The organism is Thalassotalea agarivorans (assembly GCF_030295955.1).
GTDB classification, from domain to species: domain Bacteria; phylum Pseudomonadota; class Gammaproteobacteria; order Enterobacterales; family Alteromonadaceae; genus Thalassotalea_D; species Thalassotalea_D agarivorans.
In genome coordinates this window covers 2,275,061-2,291,902 of sequence record NZ_AP027363.1, presented here as the reverse complement: position 1 = coordinate 2,291,902, position 16,842 = coordinate 2,275,061, and the positions used below count along the sequence as shown (strand labels likewise).

The 16,842-nt window shown below is 42.0% G+C and carries 16 protein-coding genes; 11 read left to right on the top strand and 5 right to left on the bottom strand.

What is annotated here, in order from left to right; translation table 11 throughout:
* The first annotated feature begins 17 nt into the window (after positions 1–17).
* Both QUD85_RS10510 and QUD85_RS10505 read left to right on the top strand, forming a co-directional pair.
* The gene (locus QUD85_RS10510) at positions 18–1,076 is read left to right on the top strand and encodes an efflux RND transporter periplasmic adaptor subunit (RefSeq protein ID WP_093328114.1); all 1,059 of its coding nucleotides are present in this window, start codon (positions 18–20) and stop codon (positions 1,074–1,076) included.
* Positions 1,076–4,210, top strand: a complete 3,135-nt coding sequence (locus QUD85_RS10505) for an efflux RND transporter permease subunit (RefSeq protein WP_093328116.1) — start codon at positions 1,076–1,078, stop codon at positions 4,208–4,210. Before QUD85_RS10510 ends, QUD85_RS10505 begins: the two co-directional genes overlap by 1 nt.
* A 32-nt stretch (positions 4,211–4,242) precedes the next feature.
* Here QUD85_RS10505 and QUD85_RS10500 read toward each other — a convergent pair whose 3' ends face one another.
* Together QUD85_RS10500 and QUD85_RS10495 are read right to left on the bottom strand one after the other, a co-directional pair.
* The gene (locus tag QUD85_RS10500; RefSeq protein WP_093328118.1) at positions 4,243–6,387 is read right to left on the bottom strand and encodes an ATP-binding protein; all 2,145 of its coding nucleotides are present in this window, start codon (positions 6,385–6,387) and stop codon (positions 4,243–4,245) included.
* A 3-nt stretch (positions 6,388–6,390) separates the two neighbouring features.
* Positions 6,391–7,068, bottom strand: coding sequence for a response regulator (locus QUD85_RS10495; RefSeq protein WP_093328120.1), 678 nt, complete (start codon positions 7,066–7,068; stop codon positions 6,391–6,393).
* 239 nt (positions 7,069–7,307) lie between these two features.
* Between QUD85_RS10495 and QUD85_RS10490 the strand changes: the two genes are divergently transcribed.
* Together QUD85_RS10490 and QUD85_RS10485 are read left to right on the top strand one after the other, a co-directional pair.
* Positions 7,308–7,784, top strand: a complete 477-nt coding sequence (locus QUD85_RS10490; RefSeq protein WP_093328122.1) for a pyrimidine dimer DNA glycosylase/endonuclease V — start codon at positions 7,308–7,310, stop codon at positions 7,782–7,784.
* Between the two features lie 139 nt (positions 7,785–7,923).
* Entirely contained in the window at positions 7,924–8,685 is a 762-nt protein-coding gene (locus QUD85_RS10485; protein WP_093328124.1) for a PEP-CTERM sorting domain-containing protein, read from the top strand.
* 96 nt (positions 8,686–8,781) lie between these two features.
* Here the strand turns inward: QUD85_RS10485 and ahr are convergent, their stop codons facing one another.
* On the bottom strand, positions 8,782–9,780 hold the full coding sequence (gene ahr / locus QUD85_RS10480) for an NADPH-dependent aldehyde reductase Ahr (protein WP_093328125.1): 999 nt from the start codon (positions 9,778–9,780) through the stop codon (positions 8,782–8,784).
* Between the two features lie 190 nt (positions 9,781–9,970).
* Here ahr and QUD85_RS10475 point away from each other — a divergent pair, with 190 nt between their 5' ends.
* From QUD85_RS10475 to bfr (QUD85_RS10465), 3 genes are all read left to right on the top strand, one after another.
* Positions 9,971–10,165, top strand: coding sequence for a (2Fe-2S)-binding protein (locus tag QUD85_RS10475; RefSeq protein WP_093328127.1), 195 nt, complete (start codon positions 9,971–9,973; stop codon positions 10,163–10,165).
* Between the two features lie 196 nt (positions 10,166–10,361).
* Positions 10,362–10,826 carry a bacterioferritin gene (bfr, locus tag QUD85_RS10470; protein WP_093328128.1) on the top strand — a complete coding sequence of 155 codons (465 nt, stop codon included), beginning with the start codon at positions 10,362–10,364 and terminating at the stop codon, positions 10,824–10,826.
* An 8-nt stretch (positions 10,827–10,834) separates the two neighbouring features.
* Complete coding sequence (bfr, locus tag QUD85_RS10465) at positions 10,835–11,305, top strand: bacterioferritin (RefSeq protein ID WP_093328130.1); 471 nt, start codon at positions 10,835–10,837, stop codon at positions 11,303–11,305.
* Positions 11,306–11,309: 4 nt separating this feature from the next.
* Here bfr (QUD85_RS10465) and QUD85_RS10460 read toward each other — a convergent pair whose 3' ends face one another.
* Positions 11,310–12,428: a hypothetical protein gene (locus tag QUD85_RS10460; protein WP_093328132.1), complete on the bottom strand. Its 1,119-nt coding sequence runs from the start codon at positions 12,426–12,428 to the stop codon at positions 11,310–11,312.
* Positions 12,429–12,671: 243 nt separating this feature from the next.
* On the opposite strand from QUD85_RS10460, the gene QUD85_RS10455 reads away from it, so the two are divergent.
* The 4 genes from QUD85_RS10455 (at position 12,672) to QUD85_RS10440 (ending at position 16,326) form a co-directional block, all read left to right on the top strand.
* Positions 12,672–13,232, top strand: coding sequence for a fasciclin domain-containing protein (locus QUD85_RS10455; protein WP_177168848.1), 561 nt, complete (start codon positions 12,672–12,674; stop codon positions 13,230–13,232).
* Between the two features lie 129 nt (positions 13,233–13,361).
* Positions 13,362–13,694 (top strand): DnaJ family domain-containing protein, encoded by a 333-nt coding sequence (locus tag QUD85_RS10450; protein ID WP_093328135.1) that lies wholly within the window; start codon positions 13,362–13,364, stop codon positions 13,692–13,694.
* 86 nt (positions 13,695–13,780) lie between these two features.
* Positions 13,781–14,410, top strand: coding sequence for an NAD(P)H-dependent oxidoreductase (locus QUD85_RS10445; protein WP_093328136.1), 630 nt, complete (start codon positions 13,781–13,783; stop codon positions 14,408–14,410).
* Positions 14,410–16,326 (top strand): monovalent cation:proton antiporter-2 (CPA2) family protein, encoded by a 1,917-nt coding sequence (locus tag QUD85_RS10440; protein WP_093328138.1) that lies wholly within the window; start codon positions 14,410–14,412, stop codon positions 16,324–16,326. Before QUD85_RS10445 ends, QUD85_RS10440 begins: the two co-directional genes overlap by 1 nt.
* A 23-nt stretch (positions 16,327–16,349) precedes the next feature.
* Here the strand turns inward: QUD85_RS10440 and QUD85_RS10435 are convergent, their stop codons facing one another.
* Positions 16,350–16,808 carry a hypothetical protein gene (locus QUD85_RS10435; RefSeq protein WP_093328139.1) on the bottom strand — a complete coding sequence of 153 codons (459 nt, stop codon included), beginning with the start codon at positions 16,806–16,808 and terminating at the stop codon, positions 16,350–16,352.
* Between the last annotated feature and the right edge of the window lie 34 nt (positions 16,809–16,842).

Here is a 16,842-nt window from a genome sequence, read left to right as displayed (position 1 = left end):
GTTTACTAGCTATCTCTATGCGCCAATTTTTTACTCTTTTCTTTTTAACTGCAGCCAGTGGGTTGTCATTTGCAAGTGATACTACCAGCGTTACCGTGGTGGAACCTGTTGCTACTCAGTCAGCTAATGTGGTGACATTGTCAGGTACTGTTGAAGCTAAGCAACACGCAAGACTTGCGTCTTTGCAATCTGGCGTTGTAGCGCAGTTGCTGGTAGATGCCGGCGACACAGTGACAAAAGGCCAACCGCTACTGGTATTGGATAACAAGTTAGCAAAATTGATGGTCGCCGAGCGTGAGGCCGACGTGGCGGCAGCGAAAGCTAATCTGTCTGAAGCGAATCGCTTATTACAAGAAGTGTTAGAGTTGTCGAAAAAAGAGGTTGCAGCTAAAACCACCATTGGCGAGCGCCGCTCGGGTGTCGCTATTGCAACCGCGCAGTTAGGGCGAGCGAATGCAGTATTGGCGCATCAACAAGAAGAGTTAGCAAGACATACTCTGGTAGCGCCATTTGATGGTGTAATTGCAACCAGAAATATTGATGTAGGTGAGTGGGTAACGCAACAGGGTGTTGTGTTTACTTTGGTAGAGCAAACACTGTTAAGAGTTAAAGTGGCTATTCCACAACAATATTATACGGCACTAAAAGGTGGTGACATTCCTGTAATACTGCTACCTGATGTAATTGGCGCTGATCCTATAAATGCTAAGCTAGATGCGATTGTTAAAGTTGCTGATAGTGGCAGTAGGGCATTTAGTGCATGGGCTAATTTGCCAGCAAACTCTAACCTGTTACCGGGTATGTCGGCGCAAGTGCGCATGAATATTGCCAGTGGCTCAAAAAATGTTGTCTGGTTACCTAAATCGGCCATTAAGCAACACCCAGACGGTGGTCGCAGCATTTTTGCTGTTGTTGACAACAAAGCTAAAAACTTTCCGGTCACTATCGTTGAGCAAAAGGATAACTCGGTTGCTGTTTCAGGTGCACCAGGAAATTACCCGATTATCATTTCGGGTGTCGCTGTATTGCGGGCCAATACTCAGGTAACAATTACAGCAACGCAGGACGCTAAGTAATGATCACACAAGCGGTTAATCGCGGCATATTAGTTGCCGTTATCGTGTTAATTAGCACCATTATGGGCTTGGTTGCTGCACTCAGTATTCCGGTACAAATGATCCCTGACCTTGAAGTGCGAACCATTACCGTACAAACAGGTTGGCCAGGCGCAACACCACAGGATGTTGAAAAAGAAATTTTAATAGAACAAGAGCGCTATCTGCGTGGTTTATCTAACTTGAAGCGTATGATTTCGTATGCAGAAATGGGCAGCGCTTCTATTGAATTGGAGTTTCCGTTTGGTGTTGATGAAAATGATGCATTGATACGGGTAAATAATGCGCTAAGCCAAGTACCGGCCTACCCAGAAAATGTCGATCAACCGCGAATATTCGCGAGCTCATTTTCTGGCAATGCTTTCATGTATTTTTCTCTAAAACCGCAATCTGGAAACCCACTAAACCTCGATATGGATATGCTTAGGGATTTCGCGGAAGACTTTATTAGACCGCGTATGGAAAGCGTGCCAGGCGTCTCGGAAGTACGCGTTGGTGGTGGTGCACAAAGGCAAATACAGATTAAAGTCGATGCTAATAAACTTGCGCAACGCGGCATTAGTTTAGTGCAGCTACGCTCAGCCATTCGATTAAGAAACAAAGATACCTCAGCAGGTGATATTGAAAGTGGCAAGAGCCGCTATTTGTTGCGAGTGATAGGGCGCTTTGAGGAACTATCCGAGCTTGAAGAATTGATCATTAGCCGTAAAAACAATGCCAATATCCGTCTTAAGGACGTTGCTGTTGTAACCCTGGATCATTTTGAAACGCGTAGTTTGTCTTTTAAAGATGGTGAACGCACATTGAGCCTGTCGGTGCGCCGTGAAAGTGGCTCTAATGTATTGGCCATAAAAGAAGCCATGTTACCTATCGTACAGGAAATCAATGAGTCTTTACTGGTGCAAAATGGCTTAGAGCTGAAATTGACTAGTGATGATGTTAAGTATGTAAAAAGCTCGCTTGAAAATGTATGGACCAACCTTGGCTTGGGCGCATTGTTAGCCACACTAGTGATGTATTTCTTTTTGCGTAGCGGCAAAGCAACCTTGGTTGGCGTACTTGGTATTCCGCTGTGTACGATTGCAGCTTTCCTCGCGTTAATGGCATTTGGGCGCACCATCAATGTTATATCCCTTGCGGGTGTCGCATTTGCTATTGGGATGACAGTCGACAATACCATCGTTGTTTTAGAGTCTATCGTCCAAGCTAAAAAGCGTGGCATAAGTAAAATTGAGGCAGCAATTAATGGTGTGACTGAAGTATGGCCTGCAGTGCTAGCATCTACGGCAACAACGGTATTAGTATTTGCGCCTATTTTGTTTATAGAACAAGAAGCAGGTCAGCTTTATTCTGACATTGCTATCGCAATTTCAGGCGCCATTATTGCGTCTATGTTAGTGGCTATTTTTGTCGTACCTGTGGCACTTGCCCACCTAAGTAAAAAAGAAGATTTAAAACAAGGTAAACAGTTCGAACTGTCTAAGCGCTGGTTATCTTGGGCGAAAGCTTTTACTAAAACTAAAGAGCGTGCGCGCCTTGTAACCGTCGCTTTTATTGTAGGTATCTTAGGCGCGGCTTATGCATTAATGCCCGCGGCAGAATACTTACCTGAAGGGGAAGAACCTAAAGCGTTTTCAATGATGATTGCGCCGCCCAGTTATAACTTGTCACAAATGGCGATAATAGGTGAAGAACTTCGCACCTATTTTGATGCGTTTATCGAGGCTGATGAGCAGACGTTTCTTAACGGTGAAACCAACATGCCGCCATTGGAATACTATTCCATGTCAGTGTCTGTTGGTCGTATATGGTTTTTAAGTGCGCCAAGCGATCCTAAATACATCAATGCGATGATGGATGCGATCACCACCAAATTTAGAAGTTATGACAATATGCGCGCGTTTTCTTCACGTGGCTCAATTATTTCGAGTAACGACGGTGGTACAAGAGCGGTAGCTGTTGATATCGCGGGCAGTAACATCAATGAATTGTATCAAGCGGCAGAAGCGGTATATCAGCAAGCGTCACTGGTGTTCGACAACCCTCAAATCAACTCAGATCCAGGTTCACTCACCCTTGATCAGCCACTAATAGAGATAAAACCACGTTGGCAACGACTGGCGGAGCTTAATATCGACAATAACGATTTTGGCTATGCAGTTGCTGCAATGAGTGATGGTGCTTATGTCGATGAGTTTATTTTGGGTGACGATAAGGTCGACATATTCTTATTCAGCGGCGCGGGCAATCAACAAGGGCTGCAACAACTGGCAGATACGCCTTTAGTAACACCGCAAGGCAATGTGCTACCGCTTAATGCCTTAGCCGATTTGGTAGAGAGTCAAAACAGTAATTCAGTAAGACGCGTTGACGGCAATCGAACTGTATCTGTTTACATTATCCCGCCAAGAGATGTTGCGTTAGAAATTGCAGAACAAAAGGTAAGAGAAGAGCTTTTACCCGCACTTTGGCAAGACGGAAAAATAGCACAAGGTATTAAGGTGAGTATTAGTGGCGCAGCGGATCAATTGGAAGAAACCAAAGCCTCGCTTTCTAGTAATTTTATTATTGCGCTCGTGCTTTGTTACTTATTGCTTGTTGCTATTTTCACGCATTGGCGATATCCGTTGTTTATCTTAGCGACAGTTCCGCTGGGAATGGCAGGGGGCCTTTTGGGTTTAGTCGCCGTTAACGGTGTTAATATGCTGATGGCAACGGTTGGCTTAAGTAGCTTTCATTTGCCGTTTGATATGATCACCATGCTGGGCTTTTTGATCTTATTGGGCACCGTAGTTAACAACCCGATATTGATTGTTGATCAAACCCGCCGCTTTGTTTTAGAGCAGGGCATTGCTGTAAAACAAGCGGTTATGATGGCGTTAGAAAAACGCTTAAAGCCAATACTGATGTCAACTGCTACGACCATATTTGGTTTAGCCCCCTTGGTGTTGATCCCCGGTGAGGGTACTGAACTTTATCGAGGTGTAGGTGTTATCGTACTGAGTGGTATTTTAGTGTCGACTTTAATCACACTAACCTTTTTGCCCGCATTGCTTGTTGCGGTGTTAAAAGAAACACCGCAAGACGCGCAGTAATGAGATAAACGCGAGCGATTTGCTCGCGTTTTTTATATTGGCATGCGTATCGTGATGCAAAGGCCACCTAAATGACTAGCTTTTGCCGCTATCTGGCCACCATGCAATTCGATTAAGCTCTTACTAATAGATAGCCCTAAACCAGAACCACCAGTCTTTCTGCTTCTTGATTTTTCAACACGAAACAGCCGCTCGAATATCGCGCTGTATTGATCGCTTGGTACACCGGGCGCAGAATCGTCGACCGTAAGCACTAGTTCTCCTTGGATAACTTGTGCTGCAATAGCAACCTTGCCAGGCGCATCGGTATAGCGAAGCGAATTAGTGAGTAAATTAGTAACGACTTGCTTGATGCGCGCATAGTCAACCGTAGCCATTTGAGACTCACTCAACTGATTTCGAACGACAAACTCAAGATTAGCTTCTTCAAACAATGCCTCAAGTTCACTCGTGCTTTCGTTAAGCAGCTGCCATACGTTAGTAGGCTGTTTATCCATATCGAATACAAGTGCATCGGCCTTAGCTAACTGGTCGATATCTGTGATTAGTGTCGTGAGTTCATTAATTTTGTTGTACAAACGATTGTGGGCAAGCTCTGTATCGGTTTCTATGTTATATAACAGCGCTTCAATTTGCAGTTTAAGTACGCTAAATGGTGTTCTTAATTCATGGCAAATATCGGCCAATGCTTGGTTCTTTTTCTCGATTAATTGCTTGGTTAAAGCGGCTTCTTTTTGCAGCGCTTTGCGCCTTTGAAAGCCAAATAATAAGGCGGCAATCACCAGTATTACCAGTACTACTTGCAAATAGATGAGTTGACGTTTCTCTTGCTTATCAAGAAGTGCTTGCACTTGTTGCTTCGCTGACTGTTCTTGCAGTACAGCAATTTGACGTTCTTTTTCTCTGACCTTATAAAGTTCAGAATACTGCTGAGCAAGACTCAATTTGTTAGCTTTGACGTTTTCTCGATACTGCTCAAAAAAATCCGTTAATATTTCGTTTGCTTGCTCAAACTTTCCGAGTTTTTCTTTTATACGCACAACGTGTGCAGATAAGGCTAATGAGCGATAAAATCGCTGTTCATATAATTTATCGTCTAGTAGTGGCTGCACTAATTCTTCTGCTTTCTGCCAATTACCATGTTCAGCAGCAAGCCGCGATTCAAAAAAACGTAGTGCATTGTGGTAATACGGAGGAAGCTTATTTGAAAAGTTTACCTTTGCATTAGATATGGCACGCTCTGCATAATCCACGTCGCCTAGGTTAAGCGCAAGAATAATCTCGTAATAATAAGTAGTAACTAATAAACGCTGATAACCATTTTCTTTAGAGATCTGCTGTGTTTGTTCAAAAAAATTGGTCGCCTTTTCAATATCACCTAATCGGCCATAAACATTGGCAAGTCGTAATAGTCCTTCTCCAAATTGCAACGGCGCCTCAGTGGCACTTAAATGCTCCATACCAAGATTAATGTTATATAGCGCCTGCTGATAGTCTCCTTGATTACTATATAAATCTCCAATATTCATTAGGGTATTGGCATAGTATGTTTTTCTTGGGTTGTTTTGTTGCAGCCTCGCAGCAAGCTCATAATATTCTAGTGCGCTGCCATTGTTGCCTAGTTTGCGTTGAATATTGCCAAGGTTGTTGTAGACACTCCCTAGCGCTTGCTGATCTTCCGAGCGCTTGTATGTCGCTTCTAACTTTTGATAGATATCTAAAGCAAGTACAAGCTCGTCATTTTTATAGTAGTAAATCGCTTTGTTATATAAAATAAGCGCTAGGCCTTCATCATCATTGGATTTTGTGGCTACGGAAATCCCTTGTTCGACCATTCTAAATGCTGTGTCAGTGTCTCCTCTATCTAGGTAGATGCGAGGCAAATAGACGAGTAGTTTTGTTTCTTGAACTGGATCGGGGTATTGCTTTAACAATGAAAGCACTTCTGTGCCGTATAATTCAGCTTCTAACGGGCATTTAAGCCAGCAAAGCTTGACCAGCTCTACTAAGATTGGAATACGTTTAGCATTAATATTTTCAGGTTTGGCAAGCTGCTCAACCAAGGCTTCTTTTGTTGCTTTCTTTTCTTCAGCAATACTTGTAGAAGGTATGAAAGTCATTACCATTAAGGTAACTATGACTAATAACTGCTTAAGCTTTGTATCGATATACTTCATTATTTAACTCTTAACATATCGATAACCAACACCGTATACCGACTCTATTACGTTTTTACCTAGTCCGATTTTCTCTAGCTTTTTGCGCACATTTTTAATGTGACTATCGATAGTCCTATCGCTAGTATGCCTGTCATTGTTATAGGCTAAATCGAGGATTTGCTCTCTGCTGTAAATGCGATGAGGAGAGGACAACAATAAATCCAATAGATTTGCTTCAAGTAAGGTCAATTTTTCTGCTTGTTCTTGATACGTTACACACAATTGGTTTTTATCAACGAATACTATATCTGAATCAGCTTTGACATCTTTGACTGAAGACGTTCTTCTTAGAATTGCTTTGATACGTAAAATGAGTTCTGGTGCCGAAAATGGTTTACACACATAATCATCTACGCCAGTTTCTAAACCAATAAGGCGACTAACTTCATCCGTTTTTGAGGTCACCATAATAATCGGGATATCGCTTGTTTTACGAATCGCTTTTGTAAGCTCTATACCGCTGATGACAGGCAATTGAACATCCATAAGAATAATATCTGGCGATTGCGACGATAAAAATGGTAAAACTTTTTCGCCACTTTTTATCCAGTCTACTTTGTAAGAAGAGGCTTCCAAGAATTGGTGCAAGATTTGACCTAAATCTTCGTCGTCTTCCACCATTAAAATGTGTTGCTGCATGAAGTGTTGTCACTCTCGTAAAATGCTTTAGAGCGATAGCGTCTATTCGCGCTTATCTACTATCAATAATCACTGTGTCGCTACTGTAGTGTTTTAAAATTTGAGTTACAAGGTCTTATCATCAAAAAAGTGTGAGCAGTGTGTTAACACTAGGTTGTCATTCCATCGGCAACCATCCTTATTGATGTAATCTTTTTTGCTAATAGCGCCGTAAAATATGAAAAGACGCGGAAAAACCCATGAATATTTTTATACTTGATGAAGACATAACGCGCTGCGCGCAGTATCACTGCGACCAGCATGTTGTAAAAATGATTCTTGAAAGCGTGCAGTTGCTTTGCACGGCGCTAAACAAAAAAGGCTTTAGCACACCATATAAGTCAACGCATGCTAAGCACCCATGTGTGTTATGGGTGGAAGAGTCATATGACAATTTTTTATGGTTAGTTGAGCTAACACGTGCGCTGAACACAGAGTATCAGTACCGCTACGACAAAACGACAGACCATAAGTCTATGGCAGTGTTGGAGAAGATATTGGATTACCCCTACGAATCAAAGGGCCTAACTGAATTCGCGCAAGCGATGCCGGATGATTATAAAGTAAAACAAAATGCCGTTGATGCTTACCGTAACTTCTATCGCGAAGATAAAATGAAGTTTGCCACCTGGCGCAAACGCCAGCCACCTGTTTGGCTTAGCGCAACTGTCGATTAGTTTTACACATTTCCCTCATCTAACTGAGGTACATTTCTAATTCGTTGAAAAAAATAGCAAAAGTTTCTTTGGTACATTTGTTGCTCATTAGTGCCGAGCACTTTAGTTGTGCTCACAACATTAAGAACAAGGAGCAACAATGAGGATAATTAAAATACTAATTTGTCTTGTCACGCTTGCCTTTACTGGAAATACTTCAGCGACGTTAATAGGCACAGGTGATGGTGGTCTATGGGATTTAGACACCAACAATAATTCGGTCACCTTTATCGGTAGCTCAGGTGTGATGTTTGATATCGCGATGAACCCATTAACAGGAAAATTGTACGGCGTAACCGGTGGTAGTGACCTATATGAAATATCAACATCTGACGCATCAACGACATTCATTGGTAACACGGGTTTTGGCTTAAACGGTCTCACCTTCGCTAGTGATGGTACCTTGTACGGAACAGGATCGAATAGCCTATATAGTGTCGATATCGGTAACGGTATCACCACATTAATTGGTAGTGGAGGTTACAGCTCTGCTGGCGATATCGCATTTGATGGTAGTGGTACGCTATTTTTGACATCTAATTCAGGTTCATCGAATAGTTTGTGGACGTTAGATACGTCAGATGGTTCAGGAACCTTGCTAGGCGACATTGGTTTCAACAATGTCTACGGTTTAAACTTTTTCGAAGGTACTTTGTTTGGATTTACTTCAGCTGGCGATACCATTTCGCTTGATAGGACATCGGGTGCTGGCGTTTTTGTAGCAACGAATACCCTAGCGGCGTATGGCGCAGATGGTGTTGGCGGTGTGCAAATCGTGCGCGAGCCGGTGCCTGAGCCAGCAACTCTTGGTTTGTTTAGTGCATTACTGCTGATGTTAGGGTTACGTAAACGATCTGTTTAGTAAATATCGATAATTTAAGCGTTATCAATAAGGCAGCGATTAGCTGCCTTTTCTATTTCTTTTTATGGGAATAATAAGCTAGTCCGGTTAGCCTGATTATCGCTCTAGTACAATTCTGTAGCGTGCTTTGCCTGATTTTAAATGCTCTATAGCGTCGTTAACGTCACTCATTTTAAAGCGCTCAATTTGAGGTGCTATATTGTGCTGTCGCGCAAACTCTAACATCTGTGCGATGGTAGCAGGGCTGCCAACCGGCGAACCAGATATTTGCTTTTGTGCACCAATGAGTCCAAATGCGCCAATATCAATTGGATCTAATGTTGCACCGACAAAATGCAGGCGACCTTTTGGTTTCAACGTACCTAAGTACAGGTTCCAATCAAGTTTGACGTTAACAGTGGAAATTATGAAGTCAAAACGATTGGCCGCGGCTTCGATGTCTTCGGCACTTCTAGAGTTCAACGTTTGGTGAGCACCCATCTCAATAGCTTCGCTTGCTTTCGCTTCAGTCGAAGTAAAGGCGGTAACATCACATCCCCAAGCGTTCAAAAATTTCAACGCTAAGTGGCCAAGTCCACCAATACCGATGACAGCTACTTTATCTGTTGGCTTAATATCGAATTGTACTAACGGGTTAAATACTGTAATGCCTCCACAAAACAGTGGTCCCGCAGACTCGATATCTAAGCCTTTTGGTAAGGGTACAACGGCTTTTTCATTTGCTCGAACCTTATCGGCAAAACCACCATGGCTCATAATCGTAGGGACCGCTTGTTGACAGAGGTTTTCATCGCCACTGGCGCAAGAAACACAGGTGTTACAGTAGTCTGAATGCCAGCCTAAGCCAACCACTTGCCCGATGACTAAATGATTGACATGCTCGCCTAACGCGGAAATTCGACCAACGACTTCATGGCCTGGAATTACAGGGTATTGGGTGAAACCCCATTCGTTATCGATCATAGATAAATCTGAATGGCAGATACCACAATAGTCTACTTCGATTTCAACTTGGTGGGCACCTAATTCACCAGGGTCATAACTGATAGGGGAGAGGGCGCCATTAGGCTCTTGGGCAGCATATGCGTTGATCATAACGAATCCTTAGTATGTGAAAGTTTAGCTAACTTTTACATTATAGAAGACTGAACAGATCACATTTTATGTTTAACGACTGCTAAGTATCTGATTAATTATATAAATGTAAATAAGAATAATTATCACTTGATTTCCTATACTGCCTTCTATAAACTTCCCTCATTATTTATTTGAGGTCGATTTAATCATGTACGTTTGTCTTTGTAGAGGTATTACAGATAAGCAAATAGCAGCACTTGTTCAAGAGAAAGGTGTTGGTAGTGTGCGTGAATTAAAAGCTCATCTCGACGTATCTACCGATTGTGGTATTTGCGTTAAAGCTGCCAAGCAAGTTATTGACGATACCATCATTGACGAAAGCTTGTTCCAAAACGTCGGCTAAACACACCTTACAACCCAATTCCCATTCGTTAATACTTTTAAAACATCAATGTCGTTGAGTACATGGATTAATGTACTTGTCTTAAAAGTGATGTTGATAATCATTCCTATTCTCAAAGTGTTGTTTTTATTGATATTTTTTGAAATGTCGTTAAATATATCTATACTTTACTAGATCGAGACTTAGGGACCTAACAATGAAATCGCAAGCTAAAGTTGTTTCTCATTTAAACAAAGTGCTTACTGTAGAGCTCACTTCAATCAACCAATACTTTTTGCATGCCAGAATGTATAAAAATTGGGGTATTAGCCAGTTAAACGATAAGTGCTATAAAAAATCCATACTTGATATGAAACAAGCAGACAAGTTGATTGAACGCATCTTGTTTTTAGAAGGCTTGCCTAATCTGCAGCAACTAGGGAAGTTAGCTATAGGTGAAGAAACCAAAGAGATGTTGGATTGCGACTATAGCTTTCAGTTAGATCAATTACCTGTTTTAAAAGCAGCAATCGCTTACTGTGAAGAACAACAGGATTATGTCAGTAGAGACATATTAGTAGAAATTCTAGAGGGCGAAGAAGAGTACATCGACTTTTTAGAAGTGCAGCAATATCAAATTGAAAACATTGGTATGGAAAAATATATTCAATCGCAATTATAGGAGGCGTTATGAAAGGTGATAAACAAATTATTGATAGTTTAAACGAGCTCCTTGCTTTTGAACTAGCGGCAATGGATCAATATTTCATTCATTCAAGAATGTATCAAGATTGGGGCTTAGAAAAGCTGTTTGAACGAATTGATCATGAATTTGACGATGAAAAAGGGCATGCTTCAGTCTTAATTGAGCGTATTTTGTTTCTTGAAGGTGTCCCTGATATGAGCACTCGTTCAGGTATTAATATTGGTCAAGATGTACCAGCCATGTTAAAGAGTGACCTTGATGTAGAGTATGCGGTAGATAAAAAACTCAAAGAGGTAATGGCTTTATGTGAATCAAAGCAAGATTACGTTACTCGTGATCAATTGCAAACCTTGCTTAATGATACCGAAGTAGATCATGCTTATTGGTTGGAACAACAGTTAGGTTTGATCGATAAAATTGGCTTAGCAAACTACCTTCAATCGCAAATGGGCTAGCCATTTATGCTGGCAAAATAGTACGAATGAATCGTTTTAGCTTGCCAGCAAACAGTTTCCTTTCCATTTTGCCCAATGCATTTTTGCATGTTTCCCTGAGTTTCAACCAATAAAGTGTTAGGGCGATTTTATACGCCTTTTTTGGCACGGCGGCATGCAATAAATGGTCTATCACTTTAAAATCCTCAACACTGCGTAACCGCCAAGCAAGAACAGGTTTCATCGACGACAAGGGGGTTAGCGTCGGACTTGTGATGTCAAGCAGGGTAAAGATAAGTCTTGTTCGAACACATTTTTCACAAACGCCGCAGTTGTAACCGTTGTCCATCCAACATACACGCAGCAACTCAATTGCATCAGGATGCTTTGCAAGGTAGGCGATTTTTTCATGGCGCACCAATGCGCTATCGTAATACACCTTTGTCGCACCATTACCATACAAAGGGTCAGTCACAGGCGTTGTACCGTCGGGATAAACGTCAATAATTGGTTGGCTGCCAGGTATGAGTACCGTGCCTATGCCAAGAAGCATGGCTGTTACGCCTAATCCTGCACCACAGTAATATTTTTTCCAACTTAAACCAAAATGATGAGGCAGATAACGAATATTTGATTGCACGTAAATGAGCGGCGTAGCATGTTTATCGGCAAACGCTTGATTCGCTTGATGCACTTGAGTTGATAATGTCGTATTGTCCAGTTGGATGTCTATGCCTTCAACATAGAGTAAGTAATCGATGTCATCTTGATGAGCATAAAAGCTGTATAAGCTATCTACGCCACCGGAGAAAAATGAGGCTGTTTCGCTGTTTTTCAACTGCAAAACGGTAGTCTGTTCAACATCAATATTAATCACTGAAAGTTCGGGCCACCATTGCACATATATGTCTTGCAGTTGCTTTAGGTTGCTCAGCAACCGCTGCGATATAGGCAAATCTAAAGCAAGATGAATATCTTCCCCTTTATACATTGCAGGCAGCAGTGCTGCTGCTACAAAAGGATCGGCATTGTCGACCCGACCAAAGTTGGTGGGCATGTTAAAAAACAAATCAAAGCCGCCGATATCAACGGATATTGTACGCCTATCACCCTGAGTAGAATCCTTTAAATTTGTTATTTTCACCTAAACGTCTCTTCAATGATGCTTTCGAAAGTATAGTTCATGCATTTGGAAAGACACTGTTGTTACGACAGTTTATATAAGGCTAAGTTAATCAATAGCTTAGTTTCTAAACAAAAGCAGTGGTGATCTAAATAGTAAATGTTGCGTATTGACAGAAAAACAAATGGTAGTCGGCGGTCGTTTGTTATGTTAACTCGCTTGTCAGTGACAGGCATGAACTTGATTGAAACACAAAGGTCTATTATGAAACAGTTAATTACCGCCGCAGTCGTGGCTATCACTCTACTTGCATCCCCACTCTCTGAAGCGAAAAACTTTAGAGGTCAATATTTTCAGTGTTTGAAAGAAAAGCCTATTGAATATCCAGGTACTATTTTTGACGCTGCAACAGATTCGGAAACCCTAGCAAGCCTAGGTATTAATTTAGATACGCTTGTAACAGCAGTCACGCTAGCAGACCCAGCGATTGCAGAAGCGCTACAAGCTGATGGTAATCTGACTGTGTTCGCTCCAACGTCAGAAGCATTTGCAGCACTACCAGACTACGTGTTCAACGGTCTGGTGGGCGACCAAGCAACGTTAACTGCTGTGTTGCAGTATCACGTGATTGGTAAGCGCTTTGACCCACGCAGAGCGTTCTTCCCACGCAAAATCAATACACTGCTAGGTAGTGATTTGTTCTTCTATTTAGACAAGGGCAAGCCGATGGTTAACCAGTCTTCATTCGTGACAGGCTGTACCGGCGTGAAAACCACCAATGGTACTGTTTGGGTAATCGACAGCGTATTGCTGCCACAGTTTTAATTCAAACGCGTTTGTTGAAGCGGCCTAATGGCCGCTTTTTTACATCTTTTTACATGGGGTAACCAGATACAACGGTAAATATTAAAGGAATTGCGTAAAATATCTCCATATAATTGTGTGGAGTATTATATGTCTTTACTTGCCGAAAATGTGATTAGCGCTTGGCGCAAACAAAAGCAAACAGACATTGAACTTGAAAACAATGCGTATCGTGGAGAGTCATTGTCTTTCGATGATTATTTCAGAGCACCCAAACATTTGCGGGCTGGCTATCAAATGCTAAAAAATGCTGGCTATGTGCCACCTGCGGTTGAAACAATGAAAGACATAAAGTCGTTGCAACAAGAGCTGGAACGCACAACCGATAAGCAACAGCAAAACGAACTCAAAAAAGCGATTAGAGATTTACGTTTAAAGCAGCAATCTATGATGCCTGGAGGCTTCTCAGATTTTTGCCGTTAATCGACGCGCTAGCTTCTCTGTTAAACTTGCAACTTTTGCTACATAAGCGATAATCGATTGATACCCCTATAACAATCGGTATTGCCATGAAAAATAATAAGATTTTACTCTTGTTTGCTCACCCTTCTTTAAGCCGTTCCGAGGTCAATCGACCCATGTTCAAAGCGGCTAAGGAACTCGATTTTGTTACCGTCGTTGATTTGTATGGCGAATATCCAAATTTCAAAATAGATATAGATAAAGAGCAACAGCGATTGAACGCCCACGATATTGTGGTGTTTCAATTTCCATTTTATTGGTATTCAACACCTGCAATCTTAAAAGAGTGGCAAGACTTGGTGCTTGAATATGGGTTTGCTTATGGCAGCGAGGGCACGGCATTGCACGGTAAAACCTTTATGTGTGCGTTAACCGCTGGTGGCGCCGAAAAGGCCTATCGAGCGCAAGGTTATAATCACTTTACTATTCGGGAGTTATTGCAACCACTTGAGCAAACAGCCAATCTCACCGGAATGAAATATCTTCCGCCTTTTGCTTTGTTTGCCAGCCGCACCGCTGTAGAAGAGGGGCGCGTACAACAACATGTTGGCGATTATGTCGCCTTGCTTACCGCATTACATCAAGGGCGAGTCGACCTTAGCAAAGCCAGTGAATTGCAACGAATTAACGATGATTTAGAAGCTGTTATTGCCTCTACAACAGAGGAGAACAAGTAATGACTTCTATCTTTATTCAAGCCTTTATTTATCTCTTTGCCGCTGTTATTGCCGTACCTTTAGCTAAAAAGCTAGGACTTGGTAGCGTCTTAGGTTACCTCATTGCCGGTGTTATCATTGGTCCTGTTATTGGCTTAGTTGGGCAAGAAACCACGGCTATTCAGCATTTCGCTGAATTTGGTGTGGTGATGATGTTATTTTTGGTGGGCTTAGAGCTCGAGCCAAAAATGCTATGGAATATGAAGTCCAAGTTGATCGGCTTAGGTGGATTACAAGTGTCGCTAACAGTGGTCATTGTAATGGCGATTGCACTGGCATTTGGTCAACCCGTTACCGTTGCGATAGCGATAGGTTTAATTTTTTCGTTATCTTCTACCGCTATCGTTTTGCAATCACTCAACGAAAAAGGGCTGAATAAATCTTCCGGCGGACAAAGCGCATTTTCGGTCCTGTTGATGCAAGATATTGCGGTCATACCTATGCTTGCCTTTATTCCCATGCTTGCCTTACCTGAGCTGGTTGAAGCCGCTTCATCGCTACAGACAGCGACAGAACATCATGAAGAGTTAAGTCTAGTAGCAGGCTTGCCGAGTTGGGCATATGGCCTTGCTATTATCGCCAGTATTTCAGCAGTTATCTTTGGTGGCCATTTCTTAAGTCGTCCGTTATTTAAATATGTTGCGAATTCGGGGCTGCGAGAAATATTTGTAGCAACAGCATTGCTGCTTGTTATTGGTATTGCCGCGCTGATGAGCCTGGTTGGATTATCGCCTGCACTCGGTACCTTTTTGGCGGGTGTGGTGCTGGCAAATAGTGAGTTCAAACATGAATTAGAAACCAATATAGAGCCATTTAAAGGGCTTTTACTCGGCTTGTTCTTTATTACAGTAGGTGCAGGAATTAATTTTGATATTTTATCGCAAAATTTAACCCCGATATTAGTCATTACAGCGGCCGTTATCTTGATCAAAGGTGCGATTTTGTATGTGCTGGCGATCATATTCAAAGTTAAAGGCAGCAACCGATGGCTATTTGCGTTAAGCCTTGCACAAGTAGGTGAATTTGGTTTTGTTCTACTCAGTTTTAGTCTGCAAAACAATGTATTGTCGAATGAACTTGCCAGTATGCTGCAGTTGGTTGTCGCCATATCAATGTTCCTAACACCGCTGCTATTCATTTTGTATGAGAAAGTGATATTGCGTCGCTACGAGCTACAGTCAAATGAACAAGGCGAATACGATCAAGATATGCACAAAGGAACGGTCATTATTGCTGGCGTTGGACGCTTTGGCCAAATCGTCAATAGAATGCTCACCGCCAATGGTATTAATACGGTGGTGTTGGATAGACAAGCCACGCAAGTGCAAAACCTGCGCAGTATCAACATTAAGTCCTATTATGGTGATGCCAGTCGTCCAGATTTGCTTCATACCGCAGGTATTGAAACGGCAGACATGATTGTTATTGCCATAGATGATAAAGAAGAGGCTGTTAGCTTAACGCATCATATTAAGCACAGTTACCCTAAGGTTAAAATTCTTGCGCGCTCATTCGATAAAGGCCATACCTACGAATTGAGAGATCAAGGTGCTGATATTATTGTCGCTGAAACCTATTTTTCCGCGCTCGAAATGGGAGCATCTGCTTTAACTCATTTAGGTTTTCATCCCTTTGATATTGAGCAGAAAAAGCATGCGTTTAATACCGTTGAAAACAACGCGTCTGATGAGCTGTATAACGAGTGGAAAAAACGGACAGAGGGTGAAAAATTTGGGCAAGACTATCGCACCATGTTTATGACGCTAGAAGAAACCATTAAAACGGCGATGGAAGCCAATCGTTTAGATAAACATAATGCGACCGAGCGAGGTTGGACGCCGCCGCCCAAAGACTATCTGGATGATTTTAAAGATTAACAAAAAGCGCGCTTCGGCGCTTTTTATTTTTGCGCTGTGTATATATTGAGTTGCTCTTTGCAGGTGTCTTCGCCTTGTTCATGACATTGCACAGCAAAAACTAAGGTACCATCATCATTTAGCGATTCGATGTATTTAAGCTCATAACGCTCAAAATAATACACCATGTCGTCTATATTCCCTTTAAGCACGTCAGCTGTGGCATAAATCCAATACTGAGGATGTCCCTCTTCAGCAAATTCAAATACGACTAAGCGCCCGCCATTACTAAAAAAGACATGCCCTGGTACGGTAATAGCGTAGGTTTGCTCGAACAATTTCGTGATTTTACCTGGTTGTTTGACCGATATTTTGTAGTCCTGATAAGGCGCAGTTTCACTTGCGTTAGTAAAGGTGCAAATAGCAGTATTGTCTTGACGAGGTACTTGTACGCATTCACCGTCTACGTTGATTCCATTGGAGGATATAAACGATGCCCACAAAACTAAAACTGTGTTTAAAATAGTAATTTGCCTC